This is a genomic window from Pantoea sp. JZ2 (assembly GCF_035191405.1).
In the GTDB taxonomy this organism is placed as follows: Bacteria; Pseudomonadota; Gammaproteobacteria; order Enterobacterales; family Enterobacteriaceae; genus Pantoea; species Pantoea stewartii.
This window is the reverse complement of record NZ_CP045247.1, coordinates 2,364,420-2,382,528: the sequence shown is the minus strand read 5'-3', so window position 1 is coordinate 2,382,528 and position 18,109 is coordinate 2,364,420. Positions and strand designations below refer to the sequence as shown.

19 protein-coding genes are annotated in these 18,109 nt (G+C 55.4%); 5 read left to right on the top strand and 14 right to left on the bottom strand.

The features are described from left to right. Together GC087_RS11460 and GC087_RS11455 are read right to left on the bottom strand one after the other, a co-directional pair. Nucleotides 1–189 (bottom strand): YnbE family lipoprotein, encoded by a 189-nt coding sequence (locus tag GC087_RS11460; protein ID WP_006119266.1) that lies wholly within the window; start codon nt 187–189, stop codon nt 1–3. Beyond that, entirely contained in the window at nt 186–2,807 is a 2,622-nt protein-coding gene (locus GC087_RS11455; protein WP_324028405.1) for a YdbH family protein, read from the bottom strand. The genes GC087_RS11460 and GC087_RS11455 overlap by 4 nt, the downstream gene beginning before the upstream one ends. 153 nt (nt 2,808–2,960) lie before the next feature. On the opposite strand from GC087_RS11455, the gene GC087_RS11450 reads away from it, so the two are divergent. Then, entirely contained in the window at nt 2,961–3,953 is a 993-nt protein-coding gene (locus tag GC087_RS11450) for a 2-hydroxyacid dehydrogenase (RefSeq protein WP_058701848.1), read from the top strand. 32 nt (nt 3,954–3,985) lie between these two features. Here the strand turns inward: GC087_RS11450 and GC087_RS11445 are convergent, their stop codons facing one another. After that, nucleotides 3,986–4,261, bottom strand: coding sequence for a putative hemolysin (locus GC087_RS11445; protein ID WP_039340234.1), 276 nt, complete (start codon nt 4,259–4,261; stop codon nt 3,986–3,988). 183 nt (nt 4,262–4,444) lie between these two features. Here GC087_RS11445 and GC087_RS11440 point away from each other — a divergent pair, with 183 nt between their 5' ends. Further along, on the top strand, nt 4,445–5,101 hold the full coding sequence (locus GC087_RS11440) for an MgtC/SapB family protein (protein WP_006119272.1): 657 nt from the start codon (nt 4,445–4,447) through the stop codon (nt 5,099–5,101). 434 nt (nt 5,102–5,535) lie between these two features. Beyond that, the gene (gene ttcA / locus GC087_RS11435; protein ID WP_324028404.1) at nt 5,536–6,471 is read left to right on the top strand and encodes a tRNA 2-thiocytidine(32) synthetase TtcA; all 936 of its coding nucleotides are present in this window, start codon (nt 5,536–5,538) and stop codon (nt 6,469–6,471) included. A 53-nt stretch (nt 6,472–6,524) separates the two neighbouring features. Here the strand turns inward: ttcA and GC087_RS11430 are convergent, their stop codons facing one another. The 3 genes from GC087_RS11430 to GC087_RS11420 form a co-directional block, all read right to left on the bottom strand. Next, the gene (locus tag GC087_RS11430) at nt 6,525–6,653 is read right to left on the bottom strand and encodes a hypothetical protein (RefSeq protein WP_255421282.1); all 129 of its coding nucleotides are present in this window, start codon (nt 6,651–6,653) and stop codon (nt 6,525–6,527) included. Between the two features lie 287 nt (nt 6,654–6,940). Beyond that, nucleotides 6,941–7,924, bottom strand: a complete 984-nt coding sequence (gene zntB / locus GC087_RS11425; protein WP_006119281.1) for a zinc transporter ZntB — start codon at nt 7,922–7,924, stop codon at nt 6,941–6,943. A 116-nt stretch (nt 7,925–8,040) separates the two neighbouring features. Next, on the bottom strand, nt 8,041–9,660 hold the full coding sequence (locus tag GC087_RS11420) for a peptide ABC transporter substrate-binding protein (protein ID WP_058701847.1): 1,620 nt from the start codon (nt 9,658–9,660) through the stop codon (nt 8,041–8,043). A gap of 154 nt (nt 9,661–9,814) precedes the next feature. Between GC087_RS11420 and mpaA the strand changes: the two genes are divergently transcribed. Beyond that, a complete protein-coding gene (gene mpaA, locus GC087_RS11415) occupies nt 9,815–10,522 on the top strand; it encodes a murein tripeptide amidase MpaA (protein WP_039340227.1) in 708 nt (235 codons plus the stop codon). Here mpaA and ycjG read toward each other — a convergent pair. Further along, nucleotides 10,497–11,480, bottom strand: coding sequence for an L-Ala-D/L-Glu epimerase (gene ycjG / locus GC087_RS11410; protein WP_058701846.1), 984 nt, complete (start codon nt 11,478–11,480; stop codon nt 10,497–10,499). The two genes, mpaA and ycjG, sit on opposite strands and share 26 nt — an antisense overlap. 152 nt (nt 11,481–11,632) lie before the next feature. Here ycjG and tpx point away from each other — a divergent pair, with 152 nt between their 5' ends. Beyond that, the gene (gene tpx / locus GC087_RS11405) at nt 11,633–12,136 is read left to right on the top strand and encodes a thiol peroxidase (RefSeq protein WP_006119290.1); all 504 of its coding nucleotides are present in this window, start codon (nt 11,633–11,635) and stop codon (nt 12,134–12,136) included. 42 nt (nt 12,137–12,178) lie between these two features. Here the strand turns inward: tpx and tyrR are convergent, their stop codons facing one another. The 7 genes from tyrR to pspA all read right to left on the bottom strand — a co-directional run bounded on the left by tyrR (nt 12,179) and on the right by pspA (nt 17,992). Continuing rightward, a complete protein-coding gene (gene tyrR, locus GC087_RS11400; RefSeq protein ID WP_058701845.1) occupies nt 12,179–13,750 on the bottom strand; it encodes a transcriptional regulator TyrR in 1,572 nt (523 codons plus the stop codon). Nucleotides 13,751–13,975: 225 nt separating this feature from the next. Beyond that, nucleotides 13,976–15,037 (bottom strand): TIGR01620 family protein, encoded by a 1,062-nt coding sequence (locus GC087_RS11395; RefSeq protein ID WP_324028403.1) that lies wholly within the window; start codon nt 15,035–15,037, stop codon nt 13,976–13,978. Then, entirely contained in the window at nt 15,034–16,431 is a 1,398-nt protein-coding gene (locus GC087_RS11390; protein WP_324028402.1) for a YcjX family GTP-binding protein, read from the bottom strand. Before GC087_RS11390 ends, GC087_RS11395 begins: the two co-directional genes overlap by 4 nt. After that, nucleotides 16,412–16,660, bottom strand: a complete 249-nt coding sequence (pspD, locus tag GC087_RS11385) for a phage shock protein PspD (RefSeq protein ID WP_006119296.1) — start codon at nt 16,658–16,660, stop codon at nt 16,412–16,414. The genes GC087_RS11390 and pspD overlap by 20 nt, the downstream gene beginning before the upstream one ends. Nucleotides 16,661–16,714: 54 nt before the next feature. Then, a complete protein-coding gene (gene pspC, locus GC087_RS11380) occupies nt 16,715–17,065 on the bottom strand; it encodes an envelope stress response membrane protein PspC (RefSeq protein ID WP_039340218.1) in 351 nt (116 codons plus the stop codon). After that, nucleotides 17,062–17,289 carry an envelope stress response membrane protein PspB gene (pspB, locus tag GC087_RS11375; protein WP_006119299.1) on the bottom strand — a complete coding sequence of 76 codons (228 nt, stop codon included), beginning with the start codon at nt 17,287–17,289 and terminating at the stop codon, nt 17,062–17,064. Before pspB ends, pspC begins: the two co-directional genes overlap by 4 nt. 37 nt (nt 17,290–17,326) lie before the next feature. Then, nucleotides 17,327–17,992 carry a phage shock protein PspA gene (pspA, locus tag GC087_RS11370; RefSeq protein WP_058701842.1) on the bottom strand — a complete coding sequence of 222 codons (666 nt, stop codon included), beginning with the start codon at nt 17,990–17,992 and terminating at the stop codon, nt 17,327–17,329. Between the last annotated feature and the right edge of the window lie 117 nt (nt 17,993–18,109).

The window sequence follows — 18,109 nt, the reverse complement described above, 5'->3', positions numbered from 1 at the left end:
TCAAAACAGGTCGCTCTGATTTTTCAATAACGCTTCCACATCCTTGTCCACTTTAATGTGGATCTCATGCTCGATTTTCACATTCATGTTGATGGTAATCGGATCTTTTGGCGCGGCAACTTCGATGCGCGGTACACAGCCCGTCAGCGGGAGTCCGGCTATCAGCAGCAGTAAGGCCCTGAGGCTCATGGTGAGGGTTCCTTTTTCGACGGCAGAGTGGCATTTTCCTCCACCCAGGATTGCAAATTATCGCCAAAGCGCAGGCTGCGCCACAACTGGAACAGGTTTTCCTGATGACGATAGTTTAAATTTACGGTCTGGTTGCGGTTGCTGAAACGGCTGGTGCCCTGCACCTGCGCGACCATGGTCAGTTCGCCCAGATTATCCAGATTCAGCGTGGCCCAGGAACGCGAAATCTCCATATAGCGCAGCCAGTCCATCGCGGCGCCTGCCGCAATATTATTTGCGGTGATGGCATCGGCCATGTCTTTATCCATCCGGAAGGTCAGCGGCCCGCTGTTGGCAATCCAGCCATTTTCGATGATCCAGCGCGCATTCGTGATCCACAGCGGTAATTCGCCATTCACCCTGCCCGACATCGCGAACTGCCTGGGTTTAATCGCGCTGACGAGTTTACTCAGGCTGATATCCCGAAGCGACACGCGCGCCGGGCTGTGCTGTGGCATCCGCAGAGACGGCATCGTAATTTTCCCGCCCAGCAGATCCATGCTGACATCCTGCAACCAGAGCGGATCGTTTTCCCGCCATGGCCAGGCGCCTTGTAAGTCAGCCTGAATATTCTGCAGGGCAAACTGATTCTTGATTTCTGCGATGCGCAATGAAACCGGTCCACGTAAGCCAAAATGCCACTGTTGGTTTTGCAGACGGAATGGCAGCGAGAAATCGATGCCGTTAATCTGGCTGTCTGGCGCCCAGACGCTGCCGTTTTTCACCGTCCAGTGTCCGCCCGCGTGAAAACCCTGCTGAGCGGCGGCAGAAAACGCCACCTGAGCGCGCAGTTCGCCCGCGCGAATTTTCATTTTCAGATCGGGGCTGAGCAACGGCTGAAAAACCGTCAGCGACTGCGTGGGCCACCAGGCCTGACCGCGCAGGCGCTCGCCATCCCAGCGCCCGTTAACCCGTACCGGGCCGACCTTGCCGGCTTTCAGTTCGCCGCCCCAGACAAAATGACCAGGATCGCGCCCGCGGGCGGCAAAATCCAGCGTCGAGTGAGCCAGCCAGCCCCCGTAGCTGAAGTGTGTCTGACCGGCCTGCATCTGAAATTTTCCGTCAAAGGAAGGCTTGTCCGCCTCTCGCTGCCAGTTCACCGGGGCAGTCAGGGTTAAACGCGGCTTTTCCACCCGCACACTGCCGTATTGCATCTGGTTAAAACCGGTCGACAAGGTATCAAGATGGATAAGCGTGCCGCGCCAGCCACCTGTCCCCTTCACATCCCATTTCGCCTGTAACGGATGCATCTCGCCTTCTCCCCAGTAGCGCCAGCGCCATTCACCCGTATCCGGCCAGAAGTCACGGGCCCCGCCGTCCAGGTGCAGGGTGAAGCGGCCAAAGCTGGGATCGTGCGCGCGCAGAATGGCCTGCAGGCGTCCAGAAATGCCCCGGGACGATAAGCGCACCCCCGCCAGCGGCCAGCGCGCTTCATCCACGTTCAGCGTTGAAAGTAAACGCCCGCGCAGACGCAACAGTGCGTTGGGTTTAACAATCAGTTCGGGATTCAGTAATGATCCGGTCAGTTGCCCAGGAATACTGCCGAACAGCTGCATGGCAGCAAATTTACTGTCGCCGGTCAGTTGTAACGGCAGCTGGCTTTGCGTCAGGCTGAGATGACCCGGACCTATGCCCAGAACGACATTGCCTTTGCCGCCCCGTCCCTGCGTCAGCAGGTTAAGGCGACCAGTGACCGTTGTGGCATCCAGCCCGGCCTGCCAGTTATCCAGCGTCAGCGTCACAAAGCCCGACAAGGGCTGCGCCGTGAGTGGCCAGTAATATTCACCTTTCTGAATAGTGATGCGGTCACGGCTTGCCTGCCACGGAAGACGCAGCAAGGGACGGGCAGCATCCGCTGTGGTGATGTTCAGCAGGCCGCTTTCATGCTGCCAGCTCAGTGCCGCTTTTAGCGGTTGCGGAAACCCGTCCAGGGCCAGCGCGCCCGCGATCTCGCCGTTAACCGGCAGGCCGTTAGCGTATTGCGGCAGTTCAAAATGACCTTTGAGGCTGAGCGGCTCGGGAAGCGCCGGATGGGTGATCGTCAATTGTCTGACCATCAGCTGCTGACCTTCCAGCGTGGCCTCAAGCTGTAAATTATCGCCCCGGTAATGCAGCTGCTGGCTGGCTTTATTGAGGGTCAAATCCAGGCCACCGGCATAGTCCTGCCAGGGCGAGATCGTCAGCTTATCAATGTGAATATCTGCGCCCGGCAGCATGGCCTGCCACTCTGCCAGCGTTTTCGTTGCGGTTGAGGCGGTTTGTGATTCGGGCAGCTGTTGCAGGCATTCGCTTTGCAACGTGACCTGTTGTGCGTTGAGCGTCCAGCGCGACTGTTGCCTGCCCAGCGCCGCGTTTTTGACGCTCGCCAGACGACAGTCACCGGCTAAATAATGAAGAGACGGAAAAATGAGTTGCCCGTCATGCCAGCGTGGGCTGTTTTCCAGTTCGACGCGCGTGCCTGCAGGTAGCCAGAGGCCCACCAGACGCGGCAGCCACTGTGTAAGAGTCAGCAGTAATCCCAGCAGCAATAAAATCAGCGCCAGAATCGCGGCCAGGCGTCGACGGAAACTCCGTGGCATGAAAACAAGACTCCTTTTTTTTCAATATCCTGGGCGTAATGATGGCACGTAACACGCCGAAGGTGAAGGTTTGACCGGTAAGGTTAAAGAGGTGTCAGCAAAAAGTAAGAGAAAACGTTATCCTTGTTGCATCCCTTTTCCAGGAGCACCACGATGAAAATCGCCGTATACAGTACTAAACACTACGACCAGAAATATTTTGAACAGGTCAATAAACAGTATGGTTTCGATCTGGTCTTTTATGATTTTTTGCTGAGCGAAAGCACGGCCAAGACTGCCGTAGACTGTGATGCGGTTTGTCTTTTTGTGAATGACGACGGTAGCCGCCCGGTGCTGGAGGAACTGGCGGAATTGGGGGTGAAATTTATCGCCCTGCGCTGCGCCGGATTTAATAATGTCGATCTGAAAGCCGCGGCTGAACTGGGTCTGGAAGTGGTTCGCGTGCCCGCCTATTCCCCGGAAGCCGTCGCTGAACATGCCGTCGGCCTGATGATGACATTGAATCGCCGTATTCATCGCGCCTATCAACGCACCCGCGATGCGAATTTTTCGCTGGACGGCCTGACCGGTTTTAATATGCATAACAAAACCGCCGGCATTATTGGCACCGGCAAAATAGGCATAGCCACCCTGCGCATCTTAAAAGGATTTGGCATGCGTTTACTGGCCTTCGATCCCTATCCTTCGGAACAGGCGTTATCGCTGGGCGCAGAATATGTCGATCTGAAAACCCTGTTTGCCGAGTCGCATGTGATTACACTGCATTGCCCGTTAACGCCGGAAAACCATCATCTGCTTAATGCTAACGCGTTTGCGCAGATGCGCGATGGCGTCATGATTATTAATACCAGTCGGGGTGGGTTAATTGATTCTCAGGCCGCCATTGATGCACTTAAGCAGCAAAAAATTGGCGCGTTAGGCATGGACGTTTATGAGAATGAGCGGGATTTGTTCTTTGAAGATAAATCGAATGATGTCATTCAGGATGATATTTTCCGCCGCCTGTCAGCCTGCCACAACGTGCTGTTCACAGGCCATCAGGCTTTTTTGACCGCTGAAGCTCTGACGGCGATTTCAGAAACCACGCTGGAAAACCTCAGCCGGCTTCATCGTGGCGAAGACTGTCCGAACCGGGTGATGGCCTGATAACGCAGGCCGGTCACAGCCGGCCTCCGCGTTTAGCGGGCGCAGTTACCGCCGAGCAATGCCTGCTCGCTGCAGCGGCGTCCGTTGACTAACTGACACATGCCGATGCGCGAGCCGTCCAGTTGATTTGAAAACGCCAGCGTTCCCCCTGCATTGGCACAACTGGCCTCCGCCATTGCAGACATAACCACACGTGGCTGAACGTGGGCGGCGGTGGCTTGTTGTGGCGGCTCGTTGTCATCGCTGTTACTGCTGCAGGCAGACAATAACAACGCGGCACCAGCCAGCAGAAAAGTCGCGGCTTTCATCAATCAGACTCCGGGAAGGTGAGTTAAAGGCTAAGCAAGAATATGTCAGCCCTGACACGGGGTCGAGAGAAGAAATAGCTTTTTACAAAAAATATTCTGACCTATTACAAGCAGAATTATCCTGTTATCACATAGTCACGTGGCGGAATATAGTTTAACCATGATGTCGAACGGAGAAAAAGAATGTTAATGGATATGCTGATTCGTATCGCGCTGGCGGGCATTCTGGGCGGTCTGATTGGACTGGAACGTCAGATGCGTGCCAAAGAAGCCGGATTACGCACTCATATTCTGGTGGGGATTGGCAGTGCGATGTTTATGCTGGTGTCTAAATATGGCTTTGCCGACATGTTGATGAAGGATCACGTTGCACTCGATCCCAGCCGCGTCGCGGCACAGGTTGTCAGCGGCATGGGTTTTCTGGGTGCCGGAACGATTCTGATCCAGAAACAGGTGGTTAAAGGCCTGACGACGGCAGCCGGGCTTTGGGTTACCGCCGCAATCGGCCTGGTCATCGGGAGCGGCATGTATGAAATCGGCATTTACGGCACCGTGCTGGCTCTGGTGGTGCTCGAGGTTTTCCGCCGTTTGAGTCATTTACTGATTGGTAAACACCATACGTTAATTGTTTATCTCAAGGCGAAAAGCGTGCCGCTGGTGCTGTTGGTCATGCAACGCGAAGGCATCCGCTATGGCAATATTTCGGTCATTAACCGGGACGAGGAAAGCGGTTTATGTGAATTAAGCGTTCAGGTTACCCTCTCCCGGAAATCCAGCGATGCGCATCTGTATGACAAAATCATGGAAGTAAAGGGCGTGCAGTCGCTGGAGATGATGTAGGACATGGATGCTGCGTTGTGCCGCTTCCGCACGATAAAAGCGTAGATGCACGTTCTTGTCGGGCGGGATAAATCCCACCCGACAGTAGACATATCCTTACCCTCACCATGAGATCTTCATTTCTGCTTTCATTGCGGCTTATTGTCGGCGTGAATAACGCCTTTATCTGACCGTGTTTATTCTCTGCTTTTCATCTTATCTCTCTTGCCAGTGCAGTTGGCAAAAATAAGACGGAAGGCAAAATATCGTGGTCAGTCACCATCAGGTTTATGCTTAACGATAATTGATATTGGAAATTGCACGCGTAATCCGTACCATACGCGGCATACTTTGCCTGCTGACAATCTTCGGCGGGTGATAACCTGTCATAAAGCAAATCAGGGGGCACGGCAACAGGCTCAAATGTGCCCCTTTGATTATTGAGAAACGACGTAATGCTGCAAAATCAAGAAATTAACAAGAAAGAACAATACAACCTCAACAAGCTCCAGAAGCGTTTGCGTCGTCACGTAGGCGAGGCCATTGCCGATTTTAATATGATCGAAGAAGGCGACCGCATCATGGTTTGCCTGTCCGGTGGTAAAGACAGCTATACCATGCTGGAGATCCTGCGTAGCCTGCAGAAGAGCGCGCCAGTGAGTTTCAGTCTGGTGGCAGTCAATCTTGATCAGAAGCAACCCGGTTTTCCGGGGCATATCCTGCCGGAATATCTTGAGGCGCAAGGTGTTGAGTACAAAATTGTTGAGGAAGACACCTACTCTATCGTTAAAGAGAAGATTCCAGAGGGCAAAACCACCTGCTCGCTGTGCTCGCGTCTGCGTCGTGGCATTTTGTACCGCACAGCCACAGAGCTGGGCTGTACCAAAATTGCGCTGGGCCACCATCGCGATGACATCCTGCAAACGCTGTTTTTAAATATGTTCTACGGCGGCAAGATGAAAGGCATGCCACCGAAGCTGATGAGCGATGACGGGAAACACATTGTCATTCGTCCACTGGCCTACTGCCGCGAGAAAGATATCATTCGTTTCTCCGAAGCGCGTCAGTTCCCGATTATCCCGTGTAATCTGTGTGGTTCGCAGCCTAACCTGCAGCGTCAGGTGGTGGCAGATATGCTGCGCGACTGGGATAAACGCTATCCGGGCCGAATTGAAACCATGTTAAGCGCGATGCAGAACGTCGTGCCGTCACACATGGCCGACGTGAATCTGTTTGATTTCAAAGGCATTCAGCACGGGGATGCGGTGGTGGATGGCGGCGATCTCGCTTTCGATCGCGAAACCCTGCCGGTGAATCCGGTTGGCTGGCGCAGCGATGAAGACGATGCACCCGATGTCAGTGAACGCCTTGATGTTTTAGAGATTAAATAACGCTGCTGAATACATTAAAGGTAAAGGGCATGCGCGTAAACGCATGCCCTTTTTTATACGTTGCGGTGAGGCGGCGGATCCATTATCGGCGGAAACTCCGGATCCGGTGGCGGATCGGGTTGCGGCTGAGGAATGGGGGGCGGATCGGTTGGAATCGGCTCGCTGTTATGTATCGCCTTCATACCGTGCTCCTCTGTAGCGAATGAACATTAAGCTTAGGAAAGATTAGGCCTTTCAGCCAGCAGGTAAAAAAAAGCCGGCAACAAGGCCGGCGTAGGTCGAATCAACTGTATTATGCAGTTATTCAAAAAAAGGAAGTAAGACAATATGGAGCGCAACGCCCATCGCTTGACGTTGCATTCACCTGCGGGAGAGAGTTTGCGTCAGTTGCCTCCGGCAGGTATTGATGTCGATCAGCTTTACTTCTGTTAAGCCCTCTGTCACTAAGGCAATTCACAGGCTTTGTCTGTCAAAGCCAACGCCGCTTACGTAAATACCCCGCCACGCCTAACGCCAGTATGACCAGTAAAATACAGAACACGCTGAAGCCGTAGCGCCATCCGCCGCCGGGAATGCCGCCCAGGTTGACACCAAACAGCCCGGTTAAAAAGGTAGCGGGCAGAAAAATCATCGCCATCAGCGACATCGTATAGGTGCGGCGATTCATGGATTCGGCCATTACCGAGGCGACTTCATCGGCCAGCACGGCCGTTCTGGCTACGCCCGCGTCCAGATCGTCCAGGCCGCGCCCCAGCCGGTCGGCAATCTCCTGCATGCGGCGGCGCTCACTGTCGTCCATCCAGGGCAGTTTCTCACTGGCGAGCCGGGCAAAAACATCACGCTGTGGAGCCATGTAACGGCGCATCACAATCAGCTGTTTGCGCAGCAGACCCAGTTCACCCCGCGGGGGAATGCGTTGGTCCAGTAAGGCATCTTCGAGCTCAATGATTTTGTCATGCAGGTCTTCGATAAATTCGCTGGTGTGACCGGTTAACGCATCGCAGACCTCGACCAGCCAGCTGCCACAGTTGACCGGGCCGTTACCGTTTTCGAGATCGGTCAGCACTTCATCCACGGCAAACACTTTACGTCGCCGGGTGGACACAATGAGCTGATCGTTAATAAACACCCGCATTGCCACTAACTGGTCAGGGCGCGCATCGCTGTTATGGTTCACGCTGCGCAGGACAATCATAAAACCGTCCCCCAACCGGGACACGCGAGGCCGCATGCTTTCACCGGCCAGCGCATCACGCACGGCATCCGGGATCTGAGGCGTGGATTGCAGCCATTCAGCGCTGCGGGGATGGGTATAATTGAGATGCAGCCAGCAGGGATGCTCATCGTGCAGCACCTGGGTTTCATCAATCGGTATCATGCCGCCCTTTCCATCCAACTGGCAGGAAATGATGGCATCTGTTACCTGAAGCGATTTTCCTTTCACACCGTCCACACCGTTACCCCGCTATCAAAATCAATACGATACAGTCTAGCGTGGCGGTGTTGAGTTGCAATCCTGAGCCTGTGTACAAAGATGTCAGAAGGCGGCCCAAGGCAGGCCGCCTTAGATCAGTGTTTCTCAATCCACAGTTCACGGCTGTAGGCGACATCTTCCGGGTTGGTGATCGGATAGCCTTTCACCCACGGCTTGATCAGGCGACCATTGGTGTACTGGTAAATGGGCGCGATGGGGGCCTGTTCCGCAATGATTTGTTCGGCCCGGTTGTAATATGCATTGCGGGCCTGGTCACTGGTTTCCATGCTCGCCTTGGCGATCACGGCATCATATTCGGCATTTTTGAAGCGCGGGATATTACTGCTGTTGCCGGATGTCAACAGAGTTAAAAAGGTCGACGGCTCATTGTAGTCCCCCACCCAGGAGGCACGGATGACGTCAAAGCGTCCAGAGTTACGGCTGTCGATATAGGTTTTCCACTCCTGATTTTCCAGCTTCACGTCCACGCCAAGATTCTTCTTCCACATGGATGCAACCGCAATGGCAATCTTCTGGTGGCTTTCAGACGTATTATACAGCAGCGTCAGCTTCAGGGGTTTCGCCGGCCCGTATCCTGCCGCCGCCAGCAACGCTCTGGCCTGCGCGTCCATCTCTTGTTGATTATGCTGTTGCTGCAAGGCAGGCAGCGGTGTAAATCCGGCGGTCACATCTGGTGTAAAGTGCCAGGCCGGTTTTTCACCCGTGCCCAAGACTTTGTCCGCGATAACCTGGCGATCGATACTCCATGACAGCGCTTTGCGTACGCGCGCATCGGCCGTAGGGCCCTGCTGCGTATTAAACGCGTAATAGTAGGTTCCGAGTTGATCCGGCGTATAAACCTGCCCCGGCAGCGTCTTTTTCAGCAGGGCATACATGTTTTTAGGAAACGATTCGGTAATGTCCACATCGCCCGCGCGGTAGCGCTTGGTGGCGCTGGATTCTTCGTTGATGGGCAAAAAGGTCACTTTAGTTAACACGGAGTGCGCGTTATCCCAGTAGCGCGGATTACGCACCAGTACGATTTTTTCGTTAACCACTCGGCTGTCAAGTTGGTAAGCGCCGTTTCCGACCAGCTTGCCGGGCTGTGTCCACTGATCGCCCTCTTTCTCAATCACGCGTTGCGGGACGGGATAGAAAGCCACATTAGACACCATGGCCGGAAACCAGGGCACCGGGCGCGAGAGCGTCACTTTCAGGCGGTGTTTATCCAGCGCGGTGACGCCCAGTTTGTCCGGTGTTGTCGTCCCTTTAGTGATAGCGTCCGCCTCACTTAAACCACTGAGCGCGACAAAAGAGGCCTGAGACGAACTGGTTTTAGGATCCACTACGCGCTGCCAGCTGTAGACAAAATCCTGTGCAGTGACGGGCTCGCCATCAGACCAGCGTGCATTATTGCGCAGGGTGAAAATCCAGACTTTGTTATCACTGCTGCTCCAGCTTTGTGCCACGCCCGGCACAATTTTCCCGTGAGCATCCTGGCTGGTGAGCCCTTCGTAGAGATCGCGCATCACCTGGATTTCGGGCAGTCCCACGGCTTTAGCCGGGTCAAGTGACGCAGGCTCATCTTTGATGTGACGGACAATCTCTTGTTTTGCGGCGAGCTGCGCGCCTGCGGGCACCTCTGCGGCAAAAACGGGTAAGGTGGCGCTAAGCAGACTCAGGGCGGTTAGCGTTGGAGAAAAGCGAATAATCATGTTCACCCCTTTACGATAAAGAAGTGCTGCATCAGCGTCTCACTGAGTCAGCCTGTTACCGGCCACTTTATCGCAAATTGCTGATTGATAAATAGCTATTTTCCCCCGGCGGCTTTTCCGCTACTTTTAAGGAAACCCTCTGGAGAATGTCACTATGCCGTCAATGCATCCCCGCTCACAGCGCGGAAAACTGGCTATTTCCTGGCAGCAATACGGGCGTTCCGTTCTGGGTGCCCCGCTGCTCTGGTTTCCCGCTAATCAGACTGACAGCAACAGTGGACTGATTCTGGCTGGCACGCACGGTGATGAAAACGCCGCGATTGCGGCCCTTTCTGCGGCGCTGCGCACCCTGCCTGACGGCCTGCGCCGTCATCACGTTGTTCTGGCGGTCAATCCCGACGGCTGCCAGCTGGGGCTGCGGGCGAATGCTAATGGCGTTGACCTGAACCGTAACTTCCCGGCGGCTAACTGGCAGTCAGGTGAAACGGTGTACCGCTGGAACAGCGCGGCAGACGCGCGGGATGTGACGCTTTCGACAGGGGCACATCCCGCCTCAGAGCCGGAAACCCAGGCATTATGCAGCCTGATTCATCAGCTAAAACCGGCCTGGGTGGTTTCCTGGCATGAGCCGCTGGCCTGTATCGACGATCCGCATCACGCCGAGGTCGGTGCCTGGCTGGCCGCGCAGACGGGTTTGCCGCGCGTCAGCAGCGTGGGCTATGCCACGCCGGGCTCCTTTGGCAGTTGGTGTCACGACCTGAGTCTGCCGTGCGTGACCGCAGAGATGCCCGTCATTGCGGTAGATGAGGCGACGGAAACGTGGCTGGAGGTGATGGTTAATCTGCTGCGCTGGCAGCCGTGATTAATGCTCCGTTCTGTACCTTCAGGGCGGGCTCGACATCGACAGCCAGCCAGGTGGCACCATCCAAATCGGCAAAGCGCACCATAGGTACCAGCGGCAAGGCGGCGCGAATCGCCCGGGACGTACAGATCATGCAGCCCAACATCAGCGTAAAGCCCTGATCGCGCGCAGCCTGTGCCAGCGCCAGCGCTTCCGTCAGCCCACCGGCTTTATCAAGTTTGATATTCACCATGTCGTAGCGCCCATGCAGCGCGGGCAGGCTTTCCCGCGTGTGGCAACTTTCATCGGCACAGATGGGTAAAGGGTGAATAAAATTTGCCAGCGCCTCGTCTTCTCCAGCCGGTAACGGCTGTTCCAGCATAGCGATTTCCAGATCGGCTAACAGCTGGCAGCGTGCCGCCAGCCCTTCGGCGTGCCATGACTCATTCGCATCCACGATTAACGTGGCGTCGGGCACCGCCGCACGGATCGCCATCAGGCGCTCGGTGATAAAGTTGTTGTCCATTTTAATTTTGAGCAGCGTTGCGCCATGCTGCCACAGTGCCTGGGCACTGCTGGCCATCGCCTCTGGTGTATCAATGCTGACCGTTTGTGCGGTGATCACTGACGCGATCGGTGCAATGCCGACGACCTGCTCCAGCGTGCGGTGCTGCTGCCGGGCGGCCAGATCCCACAGCGCGCAGTCAATGGCGTTCCGGGCGGCCCCTGCGGGCAACAGCGTTTGCAGTGCCTCGCGGGTCAGGCCCTGCTGAAGCTGGGGCATCACCGTCGCGATGTGCTCCAGCACCAGCGCTTCGCTTTCGCCATAGCGCGTATAAGGCGTGGCTTCTCCCGTGCCTTTTACTCCGTTTTCTTCAATTTCCACCACCACGACTTTGGCTTCAGTGCGGCTGCCGCGCGCGATGACAAACGGCGTATGCAACGGCCAGGCTTCGGGATAACATTTTACCGTCCTCATTAGCGCTCCTTGTTGTCAGCGATTCATCACTGTCATTTAAATTCAGGCAACAATTACACTCGTAAACCCTTAAAATTTATGTCATAAACAAAGGCTATATCTGTACTGATGCCCTATTTTTTTGTCAGATAACATCATTAGAAGGAATTCGTATGTCTCAGACTGTTCACTTTCAGGGCAACCCGGTAGCGGTTGCTGGCCAGTTTCCGCAGCCCGGCGATAGCGCTAAACCTTTTACGCTGGTGGCCAAAAACCTCGCGAATGTCTCACTCTCTGAGTATGCAGGAAAACGCAAGATTCTGAATATTTTTCCCAGCGTCGATACTGGCGTGTGTGCGTCTTCGGTACGTAAATTTAACCAACTGGCGGGCGAACTGAATAATACCGTGGTGTTATGCATTTCAGCCGATCTGCCGTTTGCTCAGTCGCGCTTTTGCGGCGCAGATAACCTGAATAACGTGGTCACGCTGTCCACGCTGCGCGGTGGCGAGTTCAAACAGGATTACGGGGTGGAAATTGCTGACGGTGCCCTGCAGGGCCTGACCGCGCGTGCCGTCATCGTGCTGGATGAGCATGACAACGTGCTGTACAGCCAGCTGGTGAATGAGATCACCACCGAGCCGGATTATGATGCCGCGCTTGCCGCACTGAAATAAGACGGGACACAGCGGATAAGCGCCCGCTTATCCGCTGTGTTGTTATTCGCCGTCGCTGTCCCCGCGTTTCTGCCCTAACCCGTATTCCCGCAACTTATTGGCAATCGCCGTGTGCGAAACGCCAAGCCGTTTTGCCAGTTTTCGCGTACTGGGATAAGAAAGATACAAACGCGTGAGGATGGAACGTTCAAAGCGACGGGTAATCTGATCCAGCGTCCCTTCCATCGCTTCTTCTCCCAGCGACACATCGAGCGCCTGTTCCGGCAGTACGATGTCCTGAGGGCGCAATTCGTGGCCTTCGAGCTGGGTCAGCGCCCGATACAGCGCGTTTTTCAACTGGCGCACATTGCCCGGCCAGTTGTAACGCACCAGAAACGCGTTGAGCTGCGAAGAAAGGCGTGGTCGGGGAATCCCCTGTTCATCGGCAAAACGCGCCACAAACATTTCCGTCAGCGGCATGATGTCCTGCACACGCTCGCGCAGCGGCGGCAGGTTAAGCGTCAGGACGTTAAGGCGATAGAACAAGTCTTCCCGGAACTCGCCACGCTGCACCAGTTCGAATAAATTCTTCTGCGTGGCGCAAATGACGCGCACGTTGACATGCACTTCATGCTCTTCCCCGACGCGACGGAAGGTGCCGTCATTCAGGAAGCGCAGCAGCTTGGTCTGCATCGTGGGCGACATTTCGCCAATTTCATCCAGCAGCACCGAGCCGCCATTGGCCTGTTCGAAAAAGCCCTTTTTGCCTTCCAGCGCATTGGGATACGCGCCCGCCGCGTGACCAAACAGCTCACTTTCCGCCACATCATCGGGAAGTGAAGCGCAGTTAAGTGCCAGAAACGGCATTTTTCCACGCGCACTGCGTAAATGGCAGGCACGGGCCAGCATATCTTTACCGGTGCCGGTATCACCAATAATCAGTAATGGCGCATCATGCATTGCCAGTTTACGTGCCTGCTCCACCACCTGACGCATTTTGGGCGTCACGGCGACGATATGATCGAACTCCGTTTCGTCCGTCACCACCAGGTTTTGTAACTGGCGCCCCATCCTGGCGGTGGACTTCAGCATTACCATCGCACCTACCAGCTGATCCTGCTGTTCGCTGTCGGCAGACAGATAGATGGGATGGGCTTCCATCAGAAAATCGCGCCCTTCAATGACCACATGCTGCGCCTGCGCCTGGACACGTTCGCTTTCCAGCCAGCGGCCAAAATTAAAACCGTTGATCAGGTGGTCGGCATTCACATTGCGGATCTTGTTCTCATCCAGATTAAACAGGTTTTGCGCGGCCGGGTTGGCCAGTTCTACCTTGCTTCTGAGATCAACAGAAAAAACCGGCTCGGGCATGGCTACCAGCAAGGCGCTCAGTACCCGATGCTCCCGCTCTGAAGGCATATAGGGCACCGTGCGAACATCCGTTACGCCCGGCGTGCGACGGATTTCTGCCATCAGGTTACTAAACTGCTCAAACTCAAGCGTGGAGAAATTAAGATAGATGCGGCCTGATGAGGCCACTTCGATGCCGCGAAGATCGATTCCGCGCGCAACCAAAAGATCCAGTAATTCGCGCGCCAGGCCGATTCGGTCCTGACAAAACACTTCTAAACGCATTGCGTGGGCCTTATCCGTTTATTATCCGGCGATAATACGCTAAACCCCTACGCCGCAGAAAGGGGGCTGTCAGGAAAAGTTGACAGCCTTGATGCAAGCGCGTTTTTTTTAAACGGCAGGCTGTGGCGATGGCGGGAGAGCCCTGACGGTGACATTCGCTCAACGTTGTCAGGAGATAAAGCACAGAAGGCACAGCATCTGCACTCACGTTTCAGTGCACAGCCGTTACTGGCGTTTCTCTCCGCCCTTCTGCAACGCTTCTTTTATCTGGCCTATCAATTCACGACGGTAGTCGCCCAGGCGGGGTTTGTCGTTTTCCATCCAGGGTAACGGCCGACACAGCTCCATAGCTTTAATGCCAAGACGTGCGGTCAGCAGGCCTGCGCCAATGCCCTGCGCGGCACGGGCGGACAGGCGCGCCGCGATATCCTGCGACATCCAGTCCATGCCCACTTCACGCACCAGCTCAGACGCGCCGGCAAATGCCATATTCAGCAGCACCAGCCGGAACAGGCGCAGTCGGCTAAAGTAGCCCAGTTCAATACCGTAAATAGCGGCAATACGGTTGACCAGCCTGATATTGCGCCAGGCAATAAAGGCCATATCGACCAGCGCCAGCGGACTCACCGCAATCATCAGGGCGGATTCTGCGGCATGACGACTGATTTCCCGCCGGGCCTGGCGATCGAGCACCGGCTGCACCAGTTGGGCATACAACCGCACGGTTTCACCGTCATTATGGGTTTCATGGAGCGAAGCATGCCAGCGTTGTAACGCAGGATGCGCGTGATCGAGTTCGGCCTGGCGAGCCAGTTTTTCGCAAAAATCCCGCCCTTTACCCACGCTGTGGCTGTTAAGCAGTTCCCGACCCAGATCGCGCTCTTCTGCACGCTGACGCAGCTGATACAGTCGTCGCCACTCGCGGGTTAACGCGCCGACACCCGCGGCCACGATCAGTCCCCCGGCCATCCCGCTGCCCAGCGCAAACCAGTCGTGCGCCAGCCAGGCGTTGTGGCTCCACTGCACGCCCTGCGCCACGATGCTGATCCCAAACAGGCCCAGCCCGGCACCGACCATGTTGCGCCACAAACTGCGTTTGGGTTTCAGGGCCGCTTCGACGGCGCGCTCCCCTGCGCTTTCCTCTTCCACCGCCGTCTCGCTTTCTGCAACGGCTAAAAACGCGTTCCGGGCTTCCGCGTCGAAGGTTTGCGCCGGACGCAACACGTCATTCGGCTTGTCGTTCAGCGGCGTGGCAAAATCAATACGCGGCTTTAACGGATCGCTCATCGCAATTTATCTCCCAGTAAAAACTCCAGTGCCGCATCCATGCGGATGTGCGGCAGAGGACGATCGATATCCAGTTGCTGTGGGCGAAACTGCTCAAACTGAAAACCCTGTTGTTGCCAGAACGCCGCCCCCGGCAGGCGCGGGGGAACTTCACCCGGATAGACCGTCAGTGCCTCGCCATCCGCTAAGCGGTGCCCGCGCAACGCGGGGATTTTTTCACCCTGATGATCAACCTGTCCACTCTGTGTCGCCTGTACCGAAGCCAGACCAATACAGTCCATGCTGATACCTTCAAACGCGGCATTTTGCCAGGCATCCTGCACCAGTTGCTGTAACAGGGACACCATATTGCCGTGCTGGTCGTGAGTAATGTGATCGGCTTTGGTGGCGGCGAACAGCAGCTTATCGATCACCGGCGAAAAGAGACGGCGAAACAGCGTGCGCTGACCGTAGTGAAAACTCTGCATAAGCTGCGTGAGGGCTAACCGCATATCGTTAAAGGCCTGCGGGCCGCTGTTGAGCGGTTGCAGGCAGTCCACCAGCACAATCTGGCGGTCAAAGCGCACAAAATGGTTTTTATAGAATCCTTTAACAACATGCTGGCAGTAGTAATGAAACCGCTGTTGCAGCATGGCGAAATTGCTGCCTTTGTCCGCCTGCGCCAGTTTCGCCGCCTGGGCATCGTCAGCAGCAGGCCACGGAAAAAACTGGAGTGCGGGCGCGCCCGCCATATCGCCGGGCAGCACGAAGCGGCCTGGCTGGATAAAGTGTAATCCTTCGGCTTTGCAGCGATGCAGGTAGTCAGTCCAGGCCTCGGCAATGTCGGCTAAACGGTTCTCTTCAGCCGGTGCCAGCGGATCGAGGCGCTGACACAGGTCGCGCCAGGGTTGCGCCCACAGGGCGCGATCGCCCTGCAACAAGCCGTTCATCTGGCGTGACCAGGTCAGGTAATCCTGTGCCAGCATTGGCAGATCAAGCAACCATTCGCCGGGGTAATCAACGATTTCAAGATAGAGCGTGGCGGTCTCTTTCAGATGACGCAGCAGCGAGTCATGCGGACGGTAACGTAACGCCAGGCGCATTTCGCTGACGCCACGCGTGGGCGTGGGCCAGGCAGGTGGTGAACCGTAAAGCTGCGCCAGCCCTTCATCATAGGTGAAACGGGCCGTGCCCATGTCACGTTGCGGCACACGTTTCACCCCTAACAGGCGTTCATCACGCACAACGGAAAACAGCGGCAAACGAGCGCCGCTGTGGACAGAAAGAAGTTGGTTGACCAGCGAGGTGATAAAAGCTGTTTTACCACTGCGGCTGAGACCGGTGACCGCCAGGCGAAGGTGGCGGTCGACGCCGCGATTCATTAATGCTATCAGTTCAGTTTGCAGTCTTTTCATCGTTTTCCCTGATGAAGCGCGACGCTACACGGTTCATCACGCGTTTCAATAGCGGCTCAAGCGCCAGGCCAAGCAAAATGCGCAGTGGACGGCGCGCGACCGATTTGACGGCCCAGCCGGTCACACCGGCAGGCCCGTAAGTAACAGCATTGATAATGATGAATCTGGCGGCTGACTTCAATGCAGGTGTGGCACGATGGCGAAACGTTGCTGCGCGCGAAACGGTCATGAATACCTCCCGGTCATCAGCAGACGGGCCGGTCTGGCCCGTAGCAGACGATAATTAAATCTGACGGAAACGACTGCGCACACTAAACGTTTCAGAGGTGACGTAACGTTCTATATCGCGAACATTACGCTCATCCTGTTGCAGCGCGGTTTCCAGTTGGTCAAGCAGTTCGCTGGCTGTGGGCTGAGCTTCACCGTTGTCGACGCCAGCAGGTTTTACGTCCAGCACAAAACCCAGCGCAAAGTAGGCAATCACGGTAAACACAAACAGCCCAAAGAACAGCGATAACACCACAATGATACGCAGCAGCCGCACCGGCACATCCAGATACTCAGCCAGCCCGGCACAGACGCCCATCAGCTTTCCTTCGTCAGGCTTACGCCATAATTTACGGCCTCTTATCATGGCTGCCTCCAGTTAGGATGTTCTGCATCCAGGATCGCTTCTAACGCATCAATGCGTTCGCGCATGCGCTGAGCATCCCGGGTCACCTGTTGCAGACGCTGCATCTGACTCTGTGACAGCTCCGCTCCGCCGCTGCGCTTGTTACTGTAGTGTAACCACAGCCAGACGGGGGCCACGAACAGCACAAATATTGTAAGAGGTATCGCCAAAAATAGTGCGCTCATTGACTCTCCTTAATCCTTTCCTACTGTCAGCGGCGGTTTATTCGCTGCGGTTCATTTTGGCTTTCAGCGCATTCAGTTGCTGACTGATTTCGTCATCGGCTTTCAGCTCAGTAAACTGCTGATCCAGGGTTTTAGGTTTACCAAAACCGTGGCTCTCCGCTTCCGCTTCCATATGATCGATTCGGCGTTCAAACGATTCGAAACGCGCCATGGCTTCATCAATTTTACCACTGTCCAGCTGACGGCGGACATCACGGGATGACGAGGCGGCCTGATGGCGCAGCGTCAACGCCTGCTGGCGCGCGCGGGTTTCGCTCAGTTTTTTCTCCAGCTCAGCAATCTCACCTTTCATGCGCGTCAGCGTTTCGTCAACCTGTTCGACTTCGCGTTTGAGCGAGGCGATCAGATCGGTCAGCTTCTGTTTTTCGATAAGCGCAGAACGGGCCAGATCTTCTTTATCTTTGCGAATCGCCAGTTCTGCTTTTTCCTGCCATTCAGCCTGCTGCAGCTCAGCCTGCTCGATACGGCGTGACAGCTGTTTCTTTTCGGCCAGCGCGCGGGCTGACGTCGAACGCACCTCGACCAGCGTATCTTCCATCTCCTGAATCATCAGGCGCACCAGTTTCTGCGGATCCTCTGCGCGTTCCAGCAGTGAATTGATGTTGGCATTAACGATGTCAGCGAAACGAGTAAAAATACCCATAATGATGCTCCTCTTGATGGTCATAGTTTTAGCTTGCTGGTGAGAACTAATTCAAGATGCGTGCCAATTTTTATCTTATTGATTTTAATTACGATAATAAGCTGGCAGTTTTTTTTG

Bases quoted from the DNA above. Each gene is read 5' to 3' on its own strand.
- GC087_RS11445 (WP_039340234.1), bottom strand. From the start codon at position 4,261: ATGAAAGCCGCGACTTTTCTGCTGGCTGGTGCCGCGTTGTTATTGTCT.
- GC087_RS11390 (WP_324028402.1), bottom strand. From the start codon at position 16,431: ATGAAAAGACTGCAAACTGAACTGATAGCATTAATGAATCGCGGCGTC.
- pspB (WP_006119299.1), bottom strand. From the start codon at position 17,289: ATGAGCGCACTATTTTTGGCGATACCTCTTACAATATTTGTGCTGTTC.
- GC087_RS11450 (WP_058701848.1), top strand. From the start codon at position 2,961: ATGAAAATCGCCGTATACAGTACTAAACACTACGACCAGAAATATTTT.
- mpaA (WP_039340227.1), top strand. From the start codon at position 9,815: ATGCCGTCAATGCATCCCCGCTCACAGCGCGGAAAACTGGCTATTTCC.
- GC087_RS11440 (WP_006119272.1), top strand. From the start codon at position 4,445: ATGTTAATGGATATGCTGATTCGTATCGCGCTGGCGGGCATTCTGGGC.
- GC087_RS11420 (WP_058701847.1), bottom strand. From the start codon at position 9,660: ATGATTATTCGCTTTTCTCCAACGCTAACCGCCCTGAGTCTGCTTAGC.
- tyrR (WP_058701845.1), bottom strand. From the start codon at position 13,750: ATGCGTTTAGAAGTGTTTTGTCAGGACCGAATCGGCCTGGCGCGCGAA.
- GC087_RS11455 (WP_324028405.1), bottom strand. From the start codon at position 2,807: ATGCCACGGAGTTTCCGTCGACGCCTGGCCGCGATTCTGGCGCTGATT.
- GC087_RS11430 (WP_255421282.1), bottom strand. From the start codon at position 6,653: ATGAAGGCGATACATAACAGCGAGCCGATTCCAACCGATCCGCCCCCC.
- ycjG (WP_058701846.1), bottom strand. From the start codon at position 11,480: ATGAGGACGGTAAAATGTTATCCCGAAGCCTGGCCGTTGCATACGCCG.
- ttcA (WP_324028404.1), top strand. From the start codon at position 5,536: ATGCTGCAAAATCAAGAAATTAACAAGAAAGAACAATACAACCTCAAC.
- tpx (WP_006119290.1), top strand. From the start codon at position 11,633: ATGTCTCAGACTGTTCACTTTCAGGGCAACCCGGTAGCGGTTGCTGGC.
- pspA (WP_058701842.1), bottom strand. From the start codon at position 17,992: ATGGGTATTTTTACTCGTTTCGCTGACATCGTTAATGCCAACATCAAT.
- GC087_RS11395 (WP_324028403.1), bottom strand. From the start codon at position 15,037: ATGAGCGATCCGTTAAAGCCGCGTATTGATTTTGCCACGCCGCTGAAC.
- GC087_RS11460 (WP_006119266.1), bottom strand. From the start codon at position 189: ATGAGCCTCAGGGCCTTACTGCTGCTGATAGCCGGACTCCCGCTGACG.
- pspC (WP_039340218.1), bottom strand. From the start codon at position 17,065: ATGATAAGAGGCCGTAAATTATGGCGTAAGCCTGACGAAGGAAAGCTG.
- pspD (WP_006119296.1), bottom strand. From the start codon at position 16,660: ATGACCGTTTCGCGCGCAGCAACGTTTCGCCATCGTGCCACACCTGCA.